The 18,959-nt window shown below is 37.1% G+C and carries 13 protein-coding genes, 4 tRNA genes and 1 pseudogene; 11 read left to right on the top strand and 7 right to left on the bottom strand.

Features of this window, described 5'->3' with window-relative positions; genetic code table 11:
• Positions 1–96 precede the first annotated feature (96 nt).
• The 6 genes from H0X48_01545 to H0X48_01520 form a co-directional block, all read right to left on the bottom strand.
• Entirely contained in the window at positions 97–441 is a 345-nt protein-coding gene (locus H0X48_01545; GenBank protein ID MBA3953989.1) for an HIT domain-containing protein, read from the bottom strand.
• A gap of 22 nt (positions 442–463) precedes the next feature.
• Positions 464–549 (bottom strand) — tRNA-Leu (locus H0X48_01540).
• Positions 550–697: 148 nt separating this feature from the next.
• Entirely contained in the window at positions 698–1,051 is a 354-nt protein-coding gene (locus H0X48_01535) for a hypothetical protein (GenBank protein ID MBA3953988.1), read from the bottom strand.
• Positions 1,052–1,136: 85 nt separating this feature from the next.
• The gene (locus H0X48_01530) at positions 1,137–2,030 is read right to left on the bottom strand and encodes an alpha/beta fold hydrolase (GenBank protein MBA3953987.1); all 894 of its coding nucleotides are present in this window, start codon (positions 2,028–2,030) and stop codon (positions 1,137–1,139) included.
• Positions 2,031–2,036: 6 nt separating this feature from the next.
• The gene (locus H0X48_01525; protein ID MBA3953986.1) at positions 2,037–3,233 is read right to left on the bottom strand and encodes a type II secretion system F family protein; all 1,197 of its coding nucleotides are present in this window, start codon (positions 3,231–3,233) and stop codon (positions 2,037–2,039) included.
• A gap of 28 nt (positions 3,234–3,261) precedes the next feature.
• Complete coding sequence (locus H0X48_01520; GenBank protein ID MBA3953985.1) at positions 3,262–3,549, bottom strand: DUF167 domain-containing protein; 288 nt, start codon at positions 3,547–3,549, stop codon at positions 3,262–3,264.
• A gap of 115 nt (positions 3,550–3,664) precedes the next feature.
• Here H0X48_01520 and H0X48_01515 point away from each other — a divergent pair.
• The 3 genes from H0X48_01515 (at position 3,665) to H0X48_01505 (ending at position 5,862) form a co-directional block, all read left to right on the top strand.
• A tRNA-Ser gene (locus tag H0X48_01515) sits at positions 3,665–3,755 on the top strand.
• A 32-nt stretch (positions 3,756–3,787) separates the two neighbouring features.
• Positions 3,788–3,864: transfer RNA gene (locus H0X48_01510), tRNA-Arg, on the top strand.
• A gap of 183 nt (positions 3,865–4,047) precedes the next feature.
• Positions 4,048–5,862: a hypothetical protein gene (locus tag H0X48_01505; GenBank protein MBA3953984.1), complete on the top strand. Its 1,815-nt coding sequence runs from the start codon at positions 4,048–4,050 to the stop codon at positions 5,860–5,862.
• A gap of 305 nt (positions 5,863–6,167) precedes the next feature.
• On the opposite strand, the pseudogene H0X48_01500 reads toward H0X48_01505, so the two are convergent.
• A pseudogene (locus H0X48_01500) lies at positions 6,168–6,425 on the bottom strand (transposase).
• Between the two features lie 151 nt (positions 6,426–6,576).
• Between H0X48_01500 and H0X48_01495 the strand changes: the two are divergent.
• From H0X48_01495 to H0X48_01460, 8 genes are all read left to right on the top strand, one after another.
• Positions 6,577–8,292, top strand: coding sequence for a hypothetical protein (locus tag H0X48_01495; protein MBA3953983.1), 1,716 nt, complete (start codon positions 6,577–6,579; stop codon positions 8,290–8,292).
• Between the two features lie 111 nt (positions 8,293–8,403).
• Positions 8,404–8,495, top strand: a tRNA-Ser gene (locus H0X48_01490).
• Positions 8,496–8,525: 30 nt separating this feature from the next.
• Positions 8,526–9,209, top strand: a complete 684-nt coding sequence (locus H0X48_01485) for a queuosine precursor transporter (protein MBA3953982.1) — start codon at positions 8,526–8,528, stop codon at positions 9,207–9,209.
• 14 nt (positions 9,210–9,223) lie between these two features.
• Positions 9,224–10,354: a tRNA-guanosine(34) transglycosylase gene (locus H0X48_01480; GenBank protein MBA3953981.1), complete on the top strand. Its 1,131-nt coding sequence runs from the start codon at positions 9,224–9,226 to the stop codon at positions 10,352–10,354.
• Positions 10,355–10,358: 4 nt separating this feature from the next.
• Positions 10,359–11,111 carry an RNA methyltransferase gene (locus tag H0X48_01475; protein ID MBA3953980.1) on the top strand — a complete coding sequence of 251 codons (753 nt, stop codon included), beginning with the start codon at positions 10,359–10,361 and terminating at the stop codon, positions 11,109–11,111.
• 60 nt (positions 11,112–11,171) lie between these two features.
• Entirely contained in the window at positions 11,172–12,452 is a 1,281-nt protein-coding gene (locus H0X48_01470; GenBank protein MBA3953979.1) for a glycosyltransferase, read from the top strand.
• A 2-nt stretch (positions 12,453–12,454) separates the two neighbouring features.
• Entirely contained in the window at positions 12,455–14,398 is a 1,944-nt protein-coding gene (locus H0X48_01465) for a LicD family protein (protein MBA3953978.1), read from the top strand.
• Positions 14,399–14,654: 256 nt separating this feature from the next.
• Positions 14,655–18,959, top strand: a 4,305-nt coding sequence (locus tag H0X48_01460) for a DUF11 domain-containing protein (protein MBA3953977.1), incomplete at its 3' end; no start/stop codon positions are given.

The following is an 18,959-nucleotide window of genomic DNA, read 5'->3' as shown; positions in this document are numbered from 1 at the left end:
CCATTATAGTAATATTAGTACACATAAAAATCTATTTGTATTAATTTTAACGGAAGCAGACAAAAAATAGCAAGACTTACCTAAATAAAAATTCTATTAAAATTCAGATATAATGGCACCAGCAAGAAAATGGGCATGAAGATGAAATACTCGTTGTCCAACAGTATAGCCGCTATTAATTAACAGTCTAAACTCGTGAGCATGAGGGTCTTCTTGCGAAAGCTGTTGAGCCATTTTAAACATTTTGCCTGCAATACAGCAGTCACGTGGCCCAAATGATTGTACATCTTTGATATGTTTTTTTGGCAAAATAAGATAATGAATAGTTGCTTTAGGAGCAATATCTTGAATAACGAGTATATCATCATTTTGAGCGATAATAGTAGCAGGAATAGTACCTGCAATAATAGCACAAAATACGCAGTCAGTATGATCTGTCATGAATATACTCAAATTAATTGTATGGTGCCGGGGGTCGGACTCGAACCGACACAGTGTTACCACCGCGGGATTTTGAGTCCCGTGCGTCTACCATTTCGCCACCCCGGCTTTACTAGTTTTTACTTATTTATTAGTATAGCAGGTTAGGCTAATCAGTCAATTACCGCTCGTATACAGCAGCAATTAAAAAAGACGGCCTCCCTTGAGGAAGTCGTCTTTTTTATAAACAAGCAAAATAAAAAATAAAAATACGTTGCTATTTTTTACTATTTTTTTCAGCAAATTCGAGGAGCGTACGTGCAGCTTGAGCAATATCTGCATGACCATTTTCACGAGCTTTTTTTTCTGTCTCTTGCAAAGCCGTTAAATGTACCATTTTCAAGTCACCTGTAGGATAACAGTATTTTTCTTGGCCACCGGTTTGCTCTTGATCATTTTCACCTAGAAACCAAAGACCATATTCTTCTGCATAATGGTTTTGGATAAACTTATCTTTTTCATCTTCAGTAGCTTTATGTTCCGACCAGGGAGCATTAAGATGATCAACTTCATCTGATTTAATGCGATCCATAGCATAATCAACTGCTTTTTGGTTAAGTTTTACAGCCATTGTCTTTTCTCCTTTGTACAATACGTAGCATTAATTATCACTTTTATTTAAGTGTAATAAAAAATGCAAACAGAAATCAATAATTTCAGTTATTATTAAAGAAATTATCAAATTTCTGTTTGTACTCTTGGGGATAGTACTTATATATTTGAACATGGCCGGGACCAGAAACTGTCCACAGTTCTTTTTTGCCGCGGGCACAGCTATATAATGCGTATGCATCTTCAACAGGAACAGTTTTATCCGTTGTTGAATGAATAATAAGTACAGGAATAGAGAGAGCTTGTATAAACTTAGCAGGGCTTACATCCGCAATAGCACCACCTAAAGTATATTCAAAAAGCTGTTTAGTGGGACCAAAAAAACACTGCTTTAAACCAGTCATACGGGTAAAAAGCCTACCCATTTGGGTAGTAAGGCATGCAAAACCTGAATCGATTACTATACCGTCTAGTGGAGCTCCTTCATAAGCAGCCTTTAAAATACTAGCGCTTCCCATAGACAATCCTATAGCATAGAGAGGCAACTCTGCCATCTGCTTAGTATGCTTGATATAATCAACTGCTGCTCGTACATCTTGAGATTCATAGTAACCATAAGATATCCACCGACCTTTACTGCTGCCATGAGTACGAAAATCTAAAAATAAAAGAGTATCATCAGGAAATAGAGCCGCAAACTTATATAAGAATTCTTTAGCTTGCCAAAAGCCATGGCAAAACAAAATAACCCGACGAGCATGAGGCCTTATGAGCTGGTACAGTGATAATGCAATACCATCTTGAGTATATAAAGCAATTTCTTGAGCCTTATATACGCCAGTAAAAATCTTTGCGCCTTCAGCCCTACGAGCATTGTATAAAATATGTGTTGATCGGCTGCACGTTTTTCTTACTTTATAATAAGTATAAAGTGCTAGGACAAAACTGGTTAATAACGCGAGAGCTAAACAAACCATTACTACTTTTTTAAATTCCATAATGCTCTAATTAATAACAGTTGATAAAGTAAACAATGGCAAATATAAAGCAACAACCAGCACCGCTATACCTGCTGCTAGCACTAAAAGCAATAGCGGCTGTATAAGCGTCGTTATTTTATGGGTATAAGCGTAAACACGCTCTTGATATATAAGCGTAGCATAGTTTAAAACATGAGCAAGATCGCCTGAATTTTCTCCTACAGTGGTTAAAGCTTCAAGATATTCACTTGTAAAAAGCTTATTACTCTGTAAAGCATAGGTAAAAGAAGTACCTGATTCTACTTTATCACACAACTGACGTATATTGTTTTTAACCCAACTATTACTAAAGCTATCAGCAACTATTTTTAACGCTTGCGCTAACGGTATACCACCAGCTGCTAAAATGCTTACTAACTGCAAAAAGCGGGTTGTGTAGATAAGTTTAAACCAATTTCTTAGACCAGGAATATAAAATAAAAACTGGTCTTTATACTGTTTACCCCAGGTAGAAAACGTATAACCAATAATCAGCAGAGCTGAAAATAGAATACTACTTATAACAAATGTTGATGAGGATGTTAATACCGAGCTTACCAATAACACAAACTGGGTAGTTGCTGGAAGAGGCATTTTAAATGAAAGAAAAAAAGACTCAAAACGTGGCACCACAACTATAAAAAAAAGTGCCATAAGTGCCATAAAAGCAATAAGAGTTATGCTAGGCATAATAAGCGTTGCACGTAATCGCTTTTTAAATTGTTCAAGAAACACTGTTCTTTCAGACAACTGTTGAAAACTTGCAGCCAAATTACCTGATTTTTCACCCACATATGCTATGGCACAGGTAAGTTCATCAAATACTTCTGGATGTAGTTTAAATGCTTCATGTAAGCTTATACCTTCTTGTAGTGCATGAGCAGTATCAAAAAGGACTTCTTTAAAATAGGTATGCTTAGTAGTCCTGGCACTAATCATCAAAGCATCGTGTAAGCGAACACCTGCTTTTAATAAGGTAGCTAAGTGATGGATAAAATCTGCTTTTAAAGTGCTCGTTATAGGTTTTAAGCGTAAATTAATAGTATCAGCTTGTTGAGCAGCTATAAAGCCTATTTCTAAGCGCGCAACAGCAGCCTGAACGTCAGTTAAAGAACGAGCAAAAAGCTTTCCCGAGCGCACTTGACCAGAAAGATCAACACCTTGCCAACGGTAATAGGGCATAGATTACTACTTTATTTTATAGAGAGCTTTATACAAAAGAGTGCTGTTTATCAAGGCCTAGTTTAGTAAGCAGCTCAGGCAAAGTCAACGATACCTCCAGTTTAATTCTTTTGTTTTTTATAGTAGCGCCCGTTATGATTGTTATGCTAGCTTGCGGTATACGCAAAGCTTTAGAAAACAATTTTATAACTTCTCCATTAGCTTTACCGTCTTCAGGTAGACTTTTTACACGTACAACAATAGTATTAGATGTATCAAGCAAAATGGAACTTGATCCTGATTTTGGTTTAACTTTGATTTCTATTATAAGTGGCATAGTGAATCTCTGGTAGTATATTCAAGAAAAACTTGCATAAAAATATAAATCTCTTATGCTTAGTATATACCTAATTAATAGTTAATTTGAAAAAATTAAAAATTGATAGAGTACTGGAGAGATGGCTGAGCGGTCTAAAGCGCTTGCCTGCTAAGCAAGAGTCTTGGTAACAGGACGCGAGGGTTCGAATCCCTCTCTCTCCACCACATACCTTCTTCTTTATTTTTGCTTTTTTAATGCGCCTATAGCTCAACTGGACAGAGCGTCAGACTACGGATCTGAAGGTTAGAGGTTCGACTCCTCTTAGGCGCACCATTTTTTGACTCTATTCTTTCTTTAATAGTCTAAAAAAACATATCCCTACTTTTGTTAGTCTTCTTATTTTAACTTATCTCCCTAAAAAAATAGATTTAATTGTTGATTTATTTAATTTCTAATTGATATAATTAATATTAGATTATTAATTTTAATTATCATAGATAAAAAGACAGGGCCAGTATGAATTCGAAAACTAACTTTATAGTAGCAGTACTGCTAGTTACACAACTTATACTACAATCAGCATATGGACAGCTATGTAATGGTTTTAGTGAGTTATGCAACAAAAAATATAATGATATAGTATATGTTGAATCTCATAATGCTATATCTCATCAAGGAACCATTGAAAACCAGCAGTTAACAGGTTTACAAAAACTCGTTGTAAATACAATTGGAGGTAAAACTGTTGATAAATTATCAAATCCTGGTGCCACTCAACATTGGACTATTCAGCAGCAACTTAGTGCAGGCGTGCGTAGTTTTGAATTTCATATCCACTTTGATTATATAAATCCGTTAAGCTTTTATAGTGAGCTATTAAAAGGTATAGTTACTAAACTGCAAAGCAAACTTAACGCATCGGTTGCTGACACGCAAGCTAAACATGCAAACGATTTTAAAAATATTGCTAGTGCTCAGACAAAAGTAAACAGCTTAAACAGTGAACTTTCAAATGTAAGAAACAAGATAAGCAGTTTAGATAATTGGTTTAATAAACTTCCCAAATTTTCTATCAAAGGTGACTCTAAGGCTGTGCGAGGTATAGATTATAGTGCACGCAAAGCAGCATTTGAAACTGAAAAAGCTGGTATTATTGCAAGTATAGCAACAGCAACTGGCGTACTAAATGCAGCTAAAGCAGTATTGCAAAAGTTACTTGAAGCTGACCCAACCCTTATACCACTTAGAACTCAATTAGCCCTTGCTCAGCAAGCACTAAATGTGGCTAGTTCAGGCGGCCCAGCAACTGGAAAGCAATTTTTTGTTTGCCATGGCCTCGTTAAAGGTGATCTTTACTCAGCAATACCTCAAGAACCTAATGCACTATTCGATAAAATGACTGAAGATGCATCTCCAAACTTTAAAGCATTTCTTAATGTATCTTCTATAAGTACTCCTAGTATGAACGTAGGTACTCTTACTATTCCTGCTTCTACAATTGCTAATCCAAAAGAAAAACTCAGAAGTCTTTTCACCAGTGAAGTTGGACCATTACTCAAACAAGCTCAATCTATTATAAAATCAAGTTATGGAACAACAACCAAAGAAACTGACGCAGGCATTCTTCCTTACACTCCTTGTATGACTGACTTTACACGTGAACCACTAACAAAATTATTAGCAGATATAAAACAATGGTTAGATACACATCGGACAGATGTAATTACGTTAAGAATCAACGATTTTGTAAACAGCAATGCAGATTTGGCACCCCTATTTACTAATTCAGGAATATTAGTTTATTCATACCTTCAGGATCAGACTAAACTATGGCCAACTATAGGTGAACTGACAAAAGCAAATAAACGATTAGTACTTTTTAAAAATAGTCCCATAACAGGAATGATGAATGATAGAGGCTTCTTCTTTCCAGTTTCAACTAAATTTGGATACAGCAATGTAACTAATATCACAGGAGAGAATCCTACAGCAATTGATAATATAGTAAAAGATGCAACTCAAATAGACACGCTTAACACAGATCCTAAAAACAAGCTTTTTGATTTCACCCATAATATTACTATAGGTATATCAGGATCTCCAGAAGCTGCAGCTCAGATAAACGCTAAAAATGTGTTACTCCCACGACTTGTTAAAATTGCAAAAATTCTTAATCATGCACCAAATTTTATTAGCTTAGACTTTGTAGATGTACCCAACGGAGAAACATTTGATACTGTAAATGAGTTTAATGGCGTTGGTAAATATGCCGGCAAACCTGCATGGACACCTACACCACCAGCAATGGCGTTAACTGCCCCTAAAAAATAAATACTCTGCAAACACCCCCTCTTTCAAAGCAGGACTGGCATTCGTGTCAGTCCTTTTGTTATACAAAATATTGCAATTATATCTAAATAAATAAGCTATAGGAATATACAACTGGACAGATTGCTGAGCGGTCTAAAGTGGACAGATTGCTGAGCGGTCTAAAGCGGTGGTCTTGAAACCGTTATGCCAAGAATTTGGGATCGAGAGCCCAAATTTCTCTCTCCTGCAAACTACTCTTATGTGATATCTCCTCGACCTAAAGGAGGAGGCTTCTCGCTTCATAGACCGGAGCTTCAGATGAAGTCTCACCCAGGCCTCCACGGGTACCAGATCATGTCGTTATGATCTGGGGTATATCCAGCCGCCTTTAATTTTTCTATGCCTTGCTTTTTTATATTTAACGCAGCATTAATATCTCTTGATGCTTTCCAACCACAACTGCAACTGTATATTCTTTTATTGAGTTGCATCTCTTGTAGAGTGCCACAAGCATTACATGTTTTAGTTGAAGCATAAAAGCGATCAACTTTCTTAAAGCATTTACCTTGCCAAGAGAGCTTATATACTCGGGTTTATCACCCACCTAAAGGAAAGTGTCTTTCCGAATAAACTTTGATAATTATTGATTTATGTAATTTCTATTTGATATAATTATTTATATATTATATCTATTAATTTTTTAATTTTAAATTAACAATAGAAAGAAGAGTTATTATGTTTAAGCATACAAGATACGGTATTTTAGCAATTGCTCTACAGTTTGTAGTTTTTGGACTACAAGCGCAGCTGTGCAATGGCTTTAAAGAATTATGCAACAAAAGATATAATGATATTGCGTTTGTTGAAGCTCATGATGCAGTTGCCACATCTGTGCCTTACGGATCTAACCCTCGTCTTCCAGCTGGCATGGGCACAAAAGCCCTTGTCCCAGGCCTTCCTTCAGCAGTTTCAGATCAGGAGTGGACTATTGACCAACAATTAGCCAACGGCGTAAGAGTATTTGAATTTTCTTTGCAATATGACTATCCACACATTATAGGTTACTATGTCGACTTGCTTAAACGGCTTAGTAGCCTCTTAGCAACAGACTTGTCTAAGGCTTACCTTAACATTCAAACTGCCCATGCCAGTGATTTTAAAAGGCTTAACGATGCTCAAGCACACGTAAACAACTTACAAAATACCGTTCAAAGCCAAGTTAACAGTATAAACAACCAAATAGCTAGTTTAGACTCATCGTTTAATAAGTTACCTAAATTTTCTTTAACAGGACGCTCTAAAGCTACTGAAGGAATAGGTTATGGAATTAAAAGAGAAGCACTTGAAGCACAAAAATTAAGTATACAAGTCCCTTTAGCAGCAGCAAATACTGCGCTCAATTTTGCTAGAAAAACCTGGCAAACAATTCTTAATGCTGATCCACGCATTACACAGTTAAAAATCAACCAGTCCATACTCCAAAAAGCAACAGATATAGCAGTCCCGCAAACGAGCTCAATTGGAAGACAAATATATGCCTGTCATGGTCTCTTAAAAAGCGATTTTTATAATATGGTTTCTTTAGAAAAATTAGATGGCCTAAGTGACCTACTTAAACTACCTAGTACTATAGCAACTCCTTTAAAAGATATTCTTAAATACTTAAATGATACTTATATCAAACCAGTCTTAAACTCTTTAGTAGGTTCTAAACAAGACGGAACGGGTGGTTTATTTCCTTATCCTGGCTGTTTAATCGATCCTGCCGCCATTACCCTTAGAGAGCTCTTAGCAAAATATAAAAATTGGCTTGATAGAAACCCTAATGATGTCTTAACCCTTAATATAGAAGATCATACAGATAATAATGCTGAGCTAACAACTCTTTTTAATCAATCTGGATTACCTAAGTATATGTATGTACAAAATCAAACTACATTATGGCCAACACTTGGCGAACTCATTAAAACGAATAAACGGTTAATTGTCTTTATGAGAAGTCCAATAACAGGCATGACTAATGATGCTAATTTTTTCTTTCCCGTGTCTACTACATGGTCTGGCTTTAATTCAGCAGATAAAATAATACAAGAAGATCCTGTAAAAATTGATGCTATAGTAAAACCTGATAATGCAGGTACAATTAGCCAACTTAACCAAGACCCCAAAAATAAGCTCTTTGACTTTACTCATAATATAACTATAGGCTTATCTGGCAATAAGAATGCAGCTAGTCAGATCAATAAAAAGAGTGTAGTTTTACCCCGTATGGTTAAAATAGCAAAGGGGATTAATCATGTACCTAACTTTGTTCGAACAGATTTTGTAAATCTACCTAACAGTGAAATTTTTGATGCAGTAAACGAATTTAATGGTGTTGGAAAATATGCCGGCAAACCTGCATGGACACCTACACCACCAGCAATGGCGTTAACTGCCCCTAAAAAATAATATTCAGAACAACCCCTCTTTCAAAGCAGGACTGACATTCGTGTCGGTCCTTTTTGTTATAAAATCTTGCAATTGCCTAAAGAACTAGATAAACTATACTACTATACCGCTGGAGAGATGGCTGAGCGGTCTAAAGCGACGGTCTTGAAAACCGTTATTCCGAGAAATCGGGATCGAGGGTTCGAATCCCTCTCTCTCCTCCAGATTCTTTTCTTAGTTTTACTTACAACTTCATGATTACAAATATAGCTCTTTTTTTTATTTCTATTGCCTGCGTAAGCACGGCAACTCTTATAGCGCTTAAACTAGGAAAACAAGCTCTTATTGCACTTATTTGTGTTCAAGTAATCTTAGTTAACCTATTTGTATCAAAAGAAATTATACTTTTTGGGTTTACTGCTACTTCTTCAGATTCACTTGCTGTTGGTATAACATTAGGTTTTAATTTACTTCAAGAATACTTTGGTCGCCTAGAAGCTCAAAAAACCATCTGGGTCAGTTTTTTTTGTTCACTTTTCTATACAAGTATGTCTTTACTACAAGTAGCTTATATTCCTACGGCGCTCGATACGACCTCAGAGCATTTTGAAGCACTGCTTAGCCCTATGCCGCGTGTTATAGGTGCCTCGCTTATAGTATTTTTAATAGTACAACAATTAGATACGCGACTTTACGCTTTTTTATCAACTCGTTTAAAAAACCGCTTTTTTATTTTAAGAAACTATAGCTCAGTTGCCATTACCCAGTTTGTAGACACTGTTTTATTTAGTTTTTTAGGCCTTTATAAACTTAATGGAAACTTTGATAGTCTAACGGCTATTTTTGAAATTATTGTTATAAGCTATACTATTAAACTTATAGTTATCGCTGTAGCTGCACCATTTTTAGCACTTTCAAAAAAGATTATACATCACTAAAGAAATCCCTTATTATGAACTATTTTCGTTTTGAGCTTTTGCATCAATCAACCAAATCTCGAGCTCGCGTTGGACGCATACATACACCACACGGTATTATTGACACCCCTGGCTTTGTAGCCGTTGGCACCAATGGCGTTCTTAAAAGTATTGATAACGCAATGGTAAACCAACTTGGCTTACAACTTATGTTTTGCAATACCTACCACCTTATGGTTCACCCGGGAGCGGATGTTGTTGCTCAAGCAGGTGGTCTTCATAAGTTTATCAATCGTCCGTATCCTATTATTACTGACTCGGGTGGCTTTCAAGTGTTTAGCCTCGCTTACGGTACTGTTAAAGAAGAGCTTAAGAGTAAAGGCACCAAAAAATATACTCAAGCAGTAGTAAAGATAAAAGAAGAAGGCGTATTGTTTAGGTCGTATCGGGATGGTAGCCCTTTACTGCTTACACCTGAATCATCAATTCAGGCACAAAAAAAACTAGGTGCTGACATTATTATTCCCTTTGATGAGTTGCCGCCTTATCACTTTGATCCAGCAGCGCTTAAAAAATCGCTTTATCGTACTCATAGATGGGAAGAAAGATCACTTAACGAGCACCTTAAAAACCCGCAACAACAAGCTATTTACGCCGTGATTCATGGTGGCATAAACCCAGATTTTCGCGCACTAAGCTGCAAAACACTTTCTCAGTTACCGTTTGATGGCTTTGCAATTGGCGGCAGTTTAGGCAAAAATCGTCAAGAGATGACCGATATGCTCTTGTATACGGTACCCTTACTGCCAGAAGATAAGCCTAATCATTTGCTTGGCATTGGTGACCTAGAATCAGTTGATGCTTGCGTTCGCTTAGGTATTGATACTTTTGATAGTTCACACCCTACACGTTGCGCTCGGCATGGTCTTCTCTTTACTTCACGCGGTGACGTTAAAATACTTCAGACTAAATATCGTGATTGCTACGAACCTATAGATAAAAATTGTGGGTGCCCAACGTGTCAGAACTACACTCTTTCTTATGTACACCATTTATTTAAAGCACATGAATCTGCTGGATTAACTTTAGCGTCTATTCATAATTTATATTTTATGATTCAGCTTATGAAAAATTATAGAACCAGTATTTTAAACGGAGATATCTAGTAGTATGCGCTCTATAACTTCTTTAAATAACCCTGAAATTAAGCATATAGTCCGCCTTCACATAGCAAAAGCACGCAAAGAGCACAATCAAACATTTGCTGAAGGATTGCGTACTATCACAACGCTTAAAGAAGCTGGTATTCACCTTGATAGACTGTATATTACAGAAGAACAACGAGAACATGCTTACACGCTTAATGCTCACGATACTATACTCGTATCACCTGAAGTTATGGCTAAAATAAGTGCTGCAGTTACTCCTAGTGGTTTACTTGCAATATTTACGCCACCGCAACCACGTAATTTAGCACAACTAACATCAGGACTAGTACTTGCTCAAATAAACGATCCAGGCAATATGGGAACGCTTATACGCACTGCAGCTGCATGCGCAGTTAGATCTGTTATAATAGTAGAGGGTACCGATCCCTGGAGTCCAAAAGTTATTCAATCTTCAGCAGGCACTATAGGCTTAGTAAAGTTATTTATGTGCACCTGGAATGCATTAGTTGGCTCTAAAAGAAACTTGCAACTCTGTGCATTAGTAGTCAGCGGAGGCAGCACACCACGAGAACTTACACAAGTTGCTCATACTAATTTACTTTTAGTTGTAGGCAACGAAGCGCAGGGTTTACCTCTAGAATGGCAAAAACAGTGTGATTTACTGCTCAGTCTGCCTATGCCAGGCGGCACAGAAAGTCTTAATGCAGCAGTCGCTGGATCTTTAGCTCTTTATTTTTTATACGTTCTTTACTAGAGTAAGCTTAGTGATTTAGATAATTTTATATTTACCTACTTGTATAAAAGGGGAACTGCAGTGTTAAAAAAGACTACAAAGCACTTTAAGAGTGTTTTTTTTATCTCTTTTTCACTGTCTTTTTTGTCTGCACAAGCCCTTACTCAACCGCACTTTGATTTGACTGTAGTAGGATTTATTTTATTTGGCGATGGTATAGGTCGCCAATCTATTGGTGTTATAGATTGTTTAAAAGAGAGCGTATCTGTTAATTTTAAAAATACGCGCGCTCATTATTTTAAGCCTTTACTTGATGATGTACCCTTACCTGTAGCAACTATTATTCAACAATCTCCAGATTCATTTACAAGCTCAGTATCCCTTTTAGAAGATGTTTTAATAAATGGCAATTCTGAACGCCCGGAGCTTTATTATAAGCTTATGCCTGCAAGTACTATAAAATTAGCGTATACGATGTTTGAGAGTACCTCTGTGCCGGCAAGTTGGCCTGCAATACTTAATACCTATTTTGATGCTGCAGTGCTCCCAGACTCTTTTTTAGTTGATATATATAAAAAATCAGGTGTTACTATACCACTTTTTGTTGTGCCCTTGGGCGTTTATTTAGAAGACTTTCTGGCTAAACCACTTAAAAATGGCCCTGGAGCTGTATTTACTTTTGGAAACGCAGGCACTTTTTGTGACAGAAAAAATACACTGCTACTTATAGAATCGTTTACAGAAGCGTTTAAAAATAAGAAAAACATACAGCTTAAGTTACATGGCCGGTGTGGCGATACAGCCTACATACAACAAATACAGCAAAAAATAGCTCAGCTTAAAGCTACTACTATTAGCATATCATTCAATCCCCTACCCTGGAGTGGCTACGTAGACTTTATGTCATCGCTTGATTGCTATGTGTCTTTATCTAAAGGTGAAGGTTTTAGTATAGCACCGCGTGAATCTTTAGCGCTTGGCATTCCTTGTATTGTTTCCAATAACACAGGTCAGACTACGATATGCAACAGTAATTATGTATACGCAATCGCTAGCCCTCATCGTACACCTGCCTATTATCCTCACTTGCAAAAACAAATAGGCTACAACTTTAATTGCTCTAAACAATCCGTAGTAACGGCTCTTAAAGAAGTGTATAATAACTATAGTACTTATTTAAAAAAATCTCATCTGGGCAGAAAATGGTCAGAACAGTATTTGTACAAAAACCTCAAGCCACTGTATCTGAATCTTATTAAGCCTAAACAAGTTGTCTTTGGCAAATACAATCACATTACTGCAGAATACCTTATGACTAACTCTAAAAAGCTCTATAATAAATATCTTAGTATAGGTTCTTGAACATGAGATTGTTGCTCTTTTTTTTATTGCTTTTTTGCTCTCACGGCGTAGCTTCTTTTAATTATACAGAAAGCAAAACTATTATAAAACTTTACCAAATTATGAAAGATATTCATGAGCTTTTTCAAGAAGAAGAACTTGAGTATTGGTGTAACTTCGGGACTCTTTTAGGCGCTGTTAGGCATGGCGGCATTATCCCCTGGGATGATGATCTTGATATTTGTATAAACAACAAGCAAGAAGCGCAGTTACTTGCTCTTAAACCTACACTTGATTATTTAGGATACGGTCTTGGAAAAACTGCTTATGGCTACACTATATATCCACTTGATGGCACAGAAATTCCAGGCACAAATAAACTCTACCCTTATTTAGATATTTTTTTAATGCATGAAAAAAACAACAATCTCTATCATCAGTATAGTACCACTGATAACCCCTTTATTTGGGGAAAACGGGATGGCGGGCCAATTTATATACGCCCTGAAGAGTTATTTCCGCTTAAAAATTACACTTTTGGGAGCCTCTCTATAAAAGGGCCAGCCAATGGAGCAAAGCGCCTCAATTACATTTATGGTACTCAGTGGAATACGAGCGCTATGCAAGATCATACGCATAATCCTGCTTTAGCTCTCGATGAACTTGCGCAACGACAACTAGACAACGATATGCGGCAACCAGCCCGACCATATGGCCCTTTACAAGAAACAGTAAGTACCTACCTAAAACTATATCCCAAAAAAACTAACTATGACGCAGTTATTGTAGGCTTTGTAAATTTCGCTGATGGTATGGGGCGTCAGCCAATAACACTTTGTGATTGCCTTAAAGACGCTGTATCTTTAGGCTTTATTAACACCCGAGGTGGCATTAAAGACTTAGATCTAACTGATGTGCCTGAAAGAATTAAAACTATTTTAACTTCTTATGATCGTGTAGCAAAGTATAAAGTAGCCTTATTTACCGATGTAGTAGTTACCAATAATTTCGATATCGTGCCTGATACATTTTATAAACAACTACCTAAAAGTACTATAAAACTTGCTTTTACCAAGTTTGAGTCTAATACTATACCTAAATCATGGGTGAAAATATTTAACAGCACTTTTGATGCTCTTATAGTACCAGACAAATGCTTAGTAAGCGTATACCAAAAATCTGGGGTAACCTTACCCATTTTTGTTCTTCCTCCAGCAATGTACCTTGATGAATTTTTAGAGCAGCCCGTAAAGGCAACTTCTCATAAGCCATTCGTATTTGCTACTACTGCAGCTTTTGATCCACGCAAAAATCATGTAATGCTTCTAGACGCTTTTGCGCAAGCTTTTAAAAATAATCCACAAGTTACACTCAAAATTAACGGTAGAAACCAAAGCCCATTACTAGATGAACTTAAAGCACATATAAAAAAACTTGGGTTAACTAACGTTGAAATTACCGCTAATAAACTATCCTGGCAGGATTATACAGCGTTTATGAGTTCATTTGATTGCTACATATCAGTATCTAAAGGTGAAGGATACTCACTACAAGGACGCGAATCACTTGCTTTAGGCATACCTGTTATCGCAGTAGATAATAGCTCACAATCAACTCTTTGTAATTCCGGTTTTATTTGCCCCGTAGCTGCTCAAATTACAATACCAGCTTATTATCCCCATTTAAAAGAAACTGTCGGCTCATATTCTGTATGCAAGCTCTCTCATGTTAGTCAAGCAATGAAAGCTGTCTTTAATAATTACCAACTTTATTTAAAAAAAGCTCAAGGTGGCAGAAAGTGGGTAGAACACTATAATTATAAAAACCTCAAAAATACCTATATAACACTCGTAAAACCAAAAGCTGTTACCCTAGGTTCAACAAACACAGTTACTGCTGATTGTCTTATTACTAATTCACTAAGCTTATATAACAAATATACTTCTGCTCATAAGGCTGATAATTAAAGTATATATACCAAAAAATCTAATTTGTAGTGTTATTACTAACAAATATTTTGTCTATCTCTAGTATTATTTTTTAAAAGTTTTTATAGTGTACAGAAAGCTTACTTGCTTAGTAGTAGATTTTAAATTACAAGCAACTAAACAGGTACTGCATTTACTATAATTTCAGAAAAAAACCTACAACATAACTGTTTTTTAACAAATTCCATTACCCTATTTCTGGCATATTAATTTCTATTAAAAAAGGACAAAGTATATGAAAACCACTTCTCACACACTATCTAAGTCTCTAGTTGCTTGGTATTTTTTTACGTTAACTCTACTTGGTATGCTTACTAGCACAAATACATTTTGTGAACACACAAACACTAAAACTTCTTACTCAAAAACAGTTACACGTGCATGCATTGCAACCTGTAGCCCCAATGCGTGTGTTTGCTTTGCTGACTTACAACCAGGAACCCTAACAAATATAATAAGCGATACAAACGGTTTAAGCAGCCAAAGTCAGCGCTTAATCTTTAATCAAGATGCTACTTTTATAGCAGCTATTAATCTACAGCAATCCGGTCAAAGTCAAGGGAAAGTTATTATTACACCTACTATGCCTTCAGGTTTTGGCTCTAATATAAATTTACTAGAAAATAATGGCGGCACTGCGATAGCATGGGCTCCTTCATCGTGCCTTGCTGTTGGTGTAGGTACCACACTTAATTTATATGCAGGTTTAACTTCTACACCTCAATCAACTGCGGTGACTAATACCACAACGGTATCAAATAGAATTAATGGTCTTGATTTCTCTTGTGATAGCCATTTAGCAGCGGGAACAACAAGCAATAATGGAAATACCAACCTTTATATTTATGACACAACGCAAGGAAACCCCTTTGCATCTCCAGCAACTAAAATTATACCTGCTACTATTAATAGTGTATCATTTTCTCCCATAAGAGCCTTAGGCATACAATATATTGCTGTAGGCACTGATACAACTATTTCGGGTAGCACTCTACAAGTATATCCTTATACTTCTAGCTCTATAGGATCAGCTATAACACCTACAACTACTTTAACAGGAAGTGTAAAATATGTAGCTTGGTCACCTGCGATTTATACTCTCAGTGGTCAAGAAACGGGCTATATTGCTGTAGGCTTTGGCAATGGCACTATTAATATTTATCAATTTAATTATTCTACGCAAGCATTAGCCCTAGTACAAACGATTAGTGGATTAAGTGGTAGTGGTGGCACCGTTATAGCTTGGTCACCTGATGGTAAATATTTTGCTACGGATAATAATGGTCAAATCTTTAATATATACCGATTTGATCCTATTGTATCTGCTGCAACACCAGCTAGCTTGGTAAGCAGCTATAGTGCATTAAATACTGGTAACGTTGCAGCACTTGCTTGGGCTTCCTGTGATAGATTTGGTATTGCAGAGACCAATGGTGGCCGCGAAATAAACAGTCTTCCGCGTATAGCTTCTCCTACAGTTGATAGCTTTAGCGTAACAACAACAGAAAACAATCCTATAACTATCGATTTATCAACACATATTCATGCAAGTGCCGCATGTGCAGGCACTACGCCATTAGTACAAATAGTAACTAACCCTACGCAAGGGACTTTAACTCCAGCAAATCAAGATACCGTTCCAACAACAAATACAATTTTTACTTATACTCCCACGCCAGGAACCCCTGTTCCTGCTATTGATAACTTTACTTATCAAGTTATCCAAAATAGTTCATCAGGTTCAAGCTGTGGTTGCAGCAATATCGGCACAGTAACTATCGCTAATAACGCAGCTCCAGTTTTAACTATAAATAAAGCTCCTATTGGAAATCTTATAGTTGGACAACCAGCGCAATACCAGCTTACGGTCACTAATGTAGGTCATGCACCTACATCAGGCACTATAACAGTAACAGACACTCTACCAAGTGGCTTTACCTTTGCAGCAACAGCTGATAATGGTGGTGCAACCGCTATAATAGGTACAGCTAATGGGTTTACCGCACAAATAACTGGGTCCCTTGCTCCAAATGGAGGCACGGCTCAGTTTTTTGTTAACGTTACTATAGCCCCTACAGCTACAGCATCCGCTACAAATACAGCATCAGCTTCAGGTGGTGGCGATGGAACTCCTACTGTTACTATTACAAGTACCGTTACCCCTTCAGCTAATTTAAGCGTTACCAAAACAGTAAACCCAACTACTATAGCCACTGGAGCTTCGGGATTAACCTATACTTTTGTTGTTACTAACAATGGGCCTAATCAAGCTACAAATGTTCAAGTAACCGATACTGATTTACCTGCAGGTTATACCTTTACCTCTGCACCAAGCCAAGGAACGGTTGCATCTGGAGGAACGGGCAGTTTTGTTTGGAATGTAGGAGCATTAGTTTCAGGAGCAAATGCTACTTTAACACTAACTGGTAGTGCACCTGCAACAGCTGGTATCTATCAAAACATTGTTACGGTAACCGAAGACGAATTTAATCCTAATCCAAGCCCTTCAGCTACAGCTCTAGTAACAGTTACTGCTACAGGCACACCACTTGTTATTTCAAAGTCTGCTCTAAATCCTTTTATAGTTGGGCAACAAGGCACTTATAGAGTAAGTGTAACTAACATAAGTGGTAGCGATGTAACAGGTATCTTTGTAACTGATACACTACCAATTGGCTTTACTTTAAGCCCTAGTAATCAATTTAATAATGGCTTTACTATAACTTCTACAAATGTTTCAAACACTACATTCAGAGCACTAAATGCTAATACAATTACCGCTGGTCAATCACTTACCTTTGACGTAACAGTTGATATAGCTGCTAATGCAACACCTACAGCTAGCAATACCATAGGTGTAAATACAAGTACTGTTACTCCAACAGCTAGTTCAGTTTTTACCGATCCAGTACAAGCAAGCGCAGATTTAGCAATTACAAAAACTGCACTAACCTCATTTGTTGCAGGTCAAAATGCTAGCTACGCAATTAACGTAACAAATAATGGGCCAAGCACTATTACTAGTGGCATAATTACCGTAAGTGACGTACTGCCAGCAGGTCTTAGCTTTGTGAGCGGTACTGGTACAGGGTGGTCTGTAAACGCTGTTGGACAAGTTGTTACTGCAACATTAGATACTTCAGTCAATAATTTAACTGGTGGTGGAACAACAAGTTTTACTATTACGGTAATGGTAAATGCAGCAATAACTACTGCTAATATTACAAATACCGCAACAGTAACAGCTGTACCCGGATACAACGATACAGCAACAGCAGATAAAACAAGTAGTGCTATTGTTACACCCCAAGCTCCTGTATTAAATATTACAAAAACAGCAAGCTCAAACTTTATTGCAGGGCAACAAGGCACTTATACTATTAGAGTAACTAATCAAGGAACAGCCCCAGTAAGTGGCTTTATGGTAACCGATACCTTACCTGCAAACATTACTTTTGTAAGTGCTGCAGGAACAGGGTGGACCGTTGTACCTTTTGGTACCAACACAGGATTTACAGCAACTTATAATGATTCACTTAATGGTGGCGGAGCTATCACTTCTGATCTTGTTATTACAGTAGATATTGCTGCAAGCATAGCACCTAATACACTTACCACTAACACAGCTGTAGTGAGCACAAGTACTTCTATGCCGATAACCACTGTTACAACTCAAGCTGATTTGTCAATTGTAAAAACAGCTAACACAGATCAAATTAATGTTGGCGATTCTCTGACTTATACGCTGGTACTGACTAACAATGGACCAAGTGATGCAACCAACACTCGTGTTAATGATACACTTCCAACAGGTTTTGTACCTACAAGCTCAGTAGTGCCTGCTGGTCAATCAGTCTCTGTAGCAGGAAACCTGTTAACGTGGACTATTGGCAGTTTAGCACAAGGTGCCTCTACAACATTACTCTTTTCTGGTGCTGCACCAGATGGAGCAACCAATGGTCCTGTTTCTATTACTAATACTGCGATAGCTACCTCAGATGCTATTGATACTATACCTGCTAATAGTACTAGTACAGCTATAACACAGGTTAATCCTCTAGCGAAGGCTGATTTAGCAATTACAAAAACTGCACTAACCTCATTTGTTGCAGGTCAAAGTGCTAGTTACACAATTACCATAAAAAATAATGGGCCAAGCACTATTACTAGTGGCATAATTACCGTAAGTGACGTACTGCCAGCAGGTCTTAGCTTTGTGAGTGGTACTGGTACAGGGTGGTCTGTAAATGCTGTTGGACAAGTAGTTACTGCAACATTAGATACTGCAAGCAATAATTTAACTGGTGGTGGAACAACAAGTTTTACTATTACTGTGATGGTAAATGGAGCAATAACTACTGCTAATATTACAAATACTGCAACAGTAACGGCTGTCCCTGGATACAATGATACAGCAACAGCAGATAAAACAAGTAGTGCTATTGTTACACCCCAAGCTCCTGTATTAAATATTACAAAAACAGCAAGCTCAAACTTTATTGCAGGACAACAAGGTACTTATACTATTAAAGTAACTAAT

The sequence above is a fragment of the Candidatus Dependentiae bacterium genome, from assembly GCA_013821315.1.
Classification (GTDB): domain Bacteria; phylum Babelota; class Babeliae; order Babelales; family Babelaceae; genus JACDHA01.
This window is presented reverse-complemented; position numbering and strand designations above follow the sequence as displayed.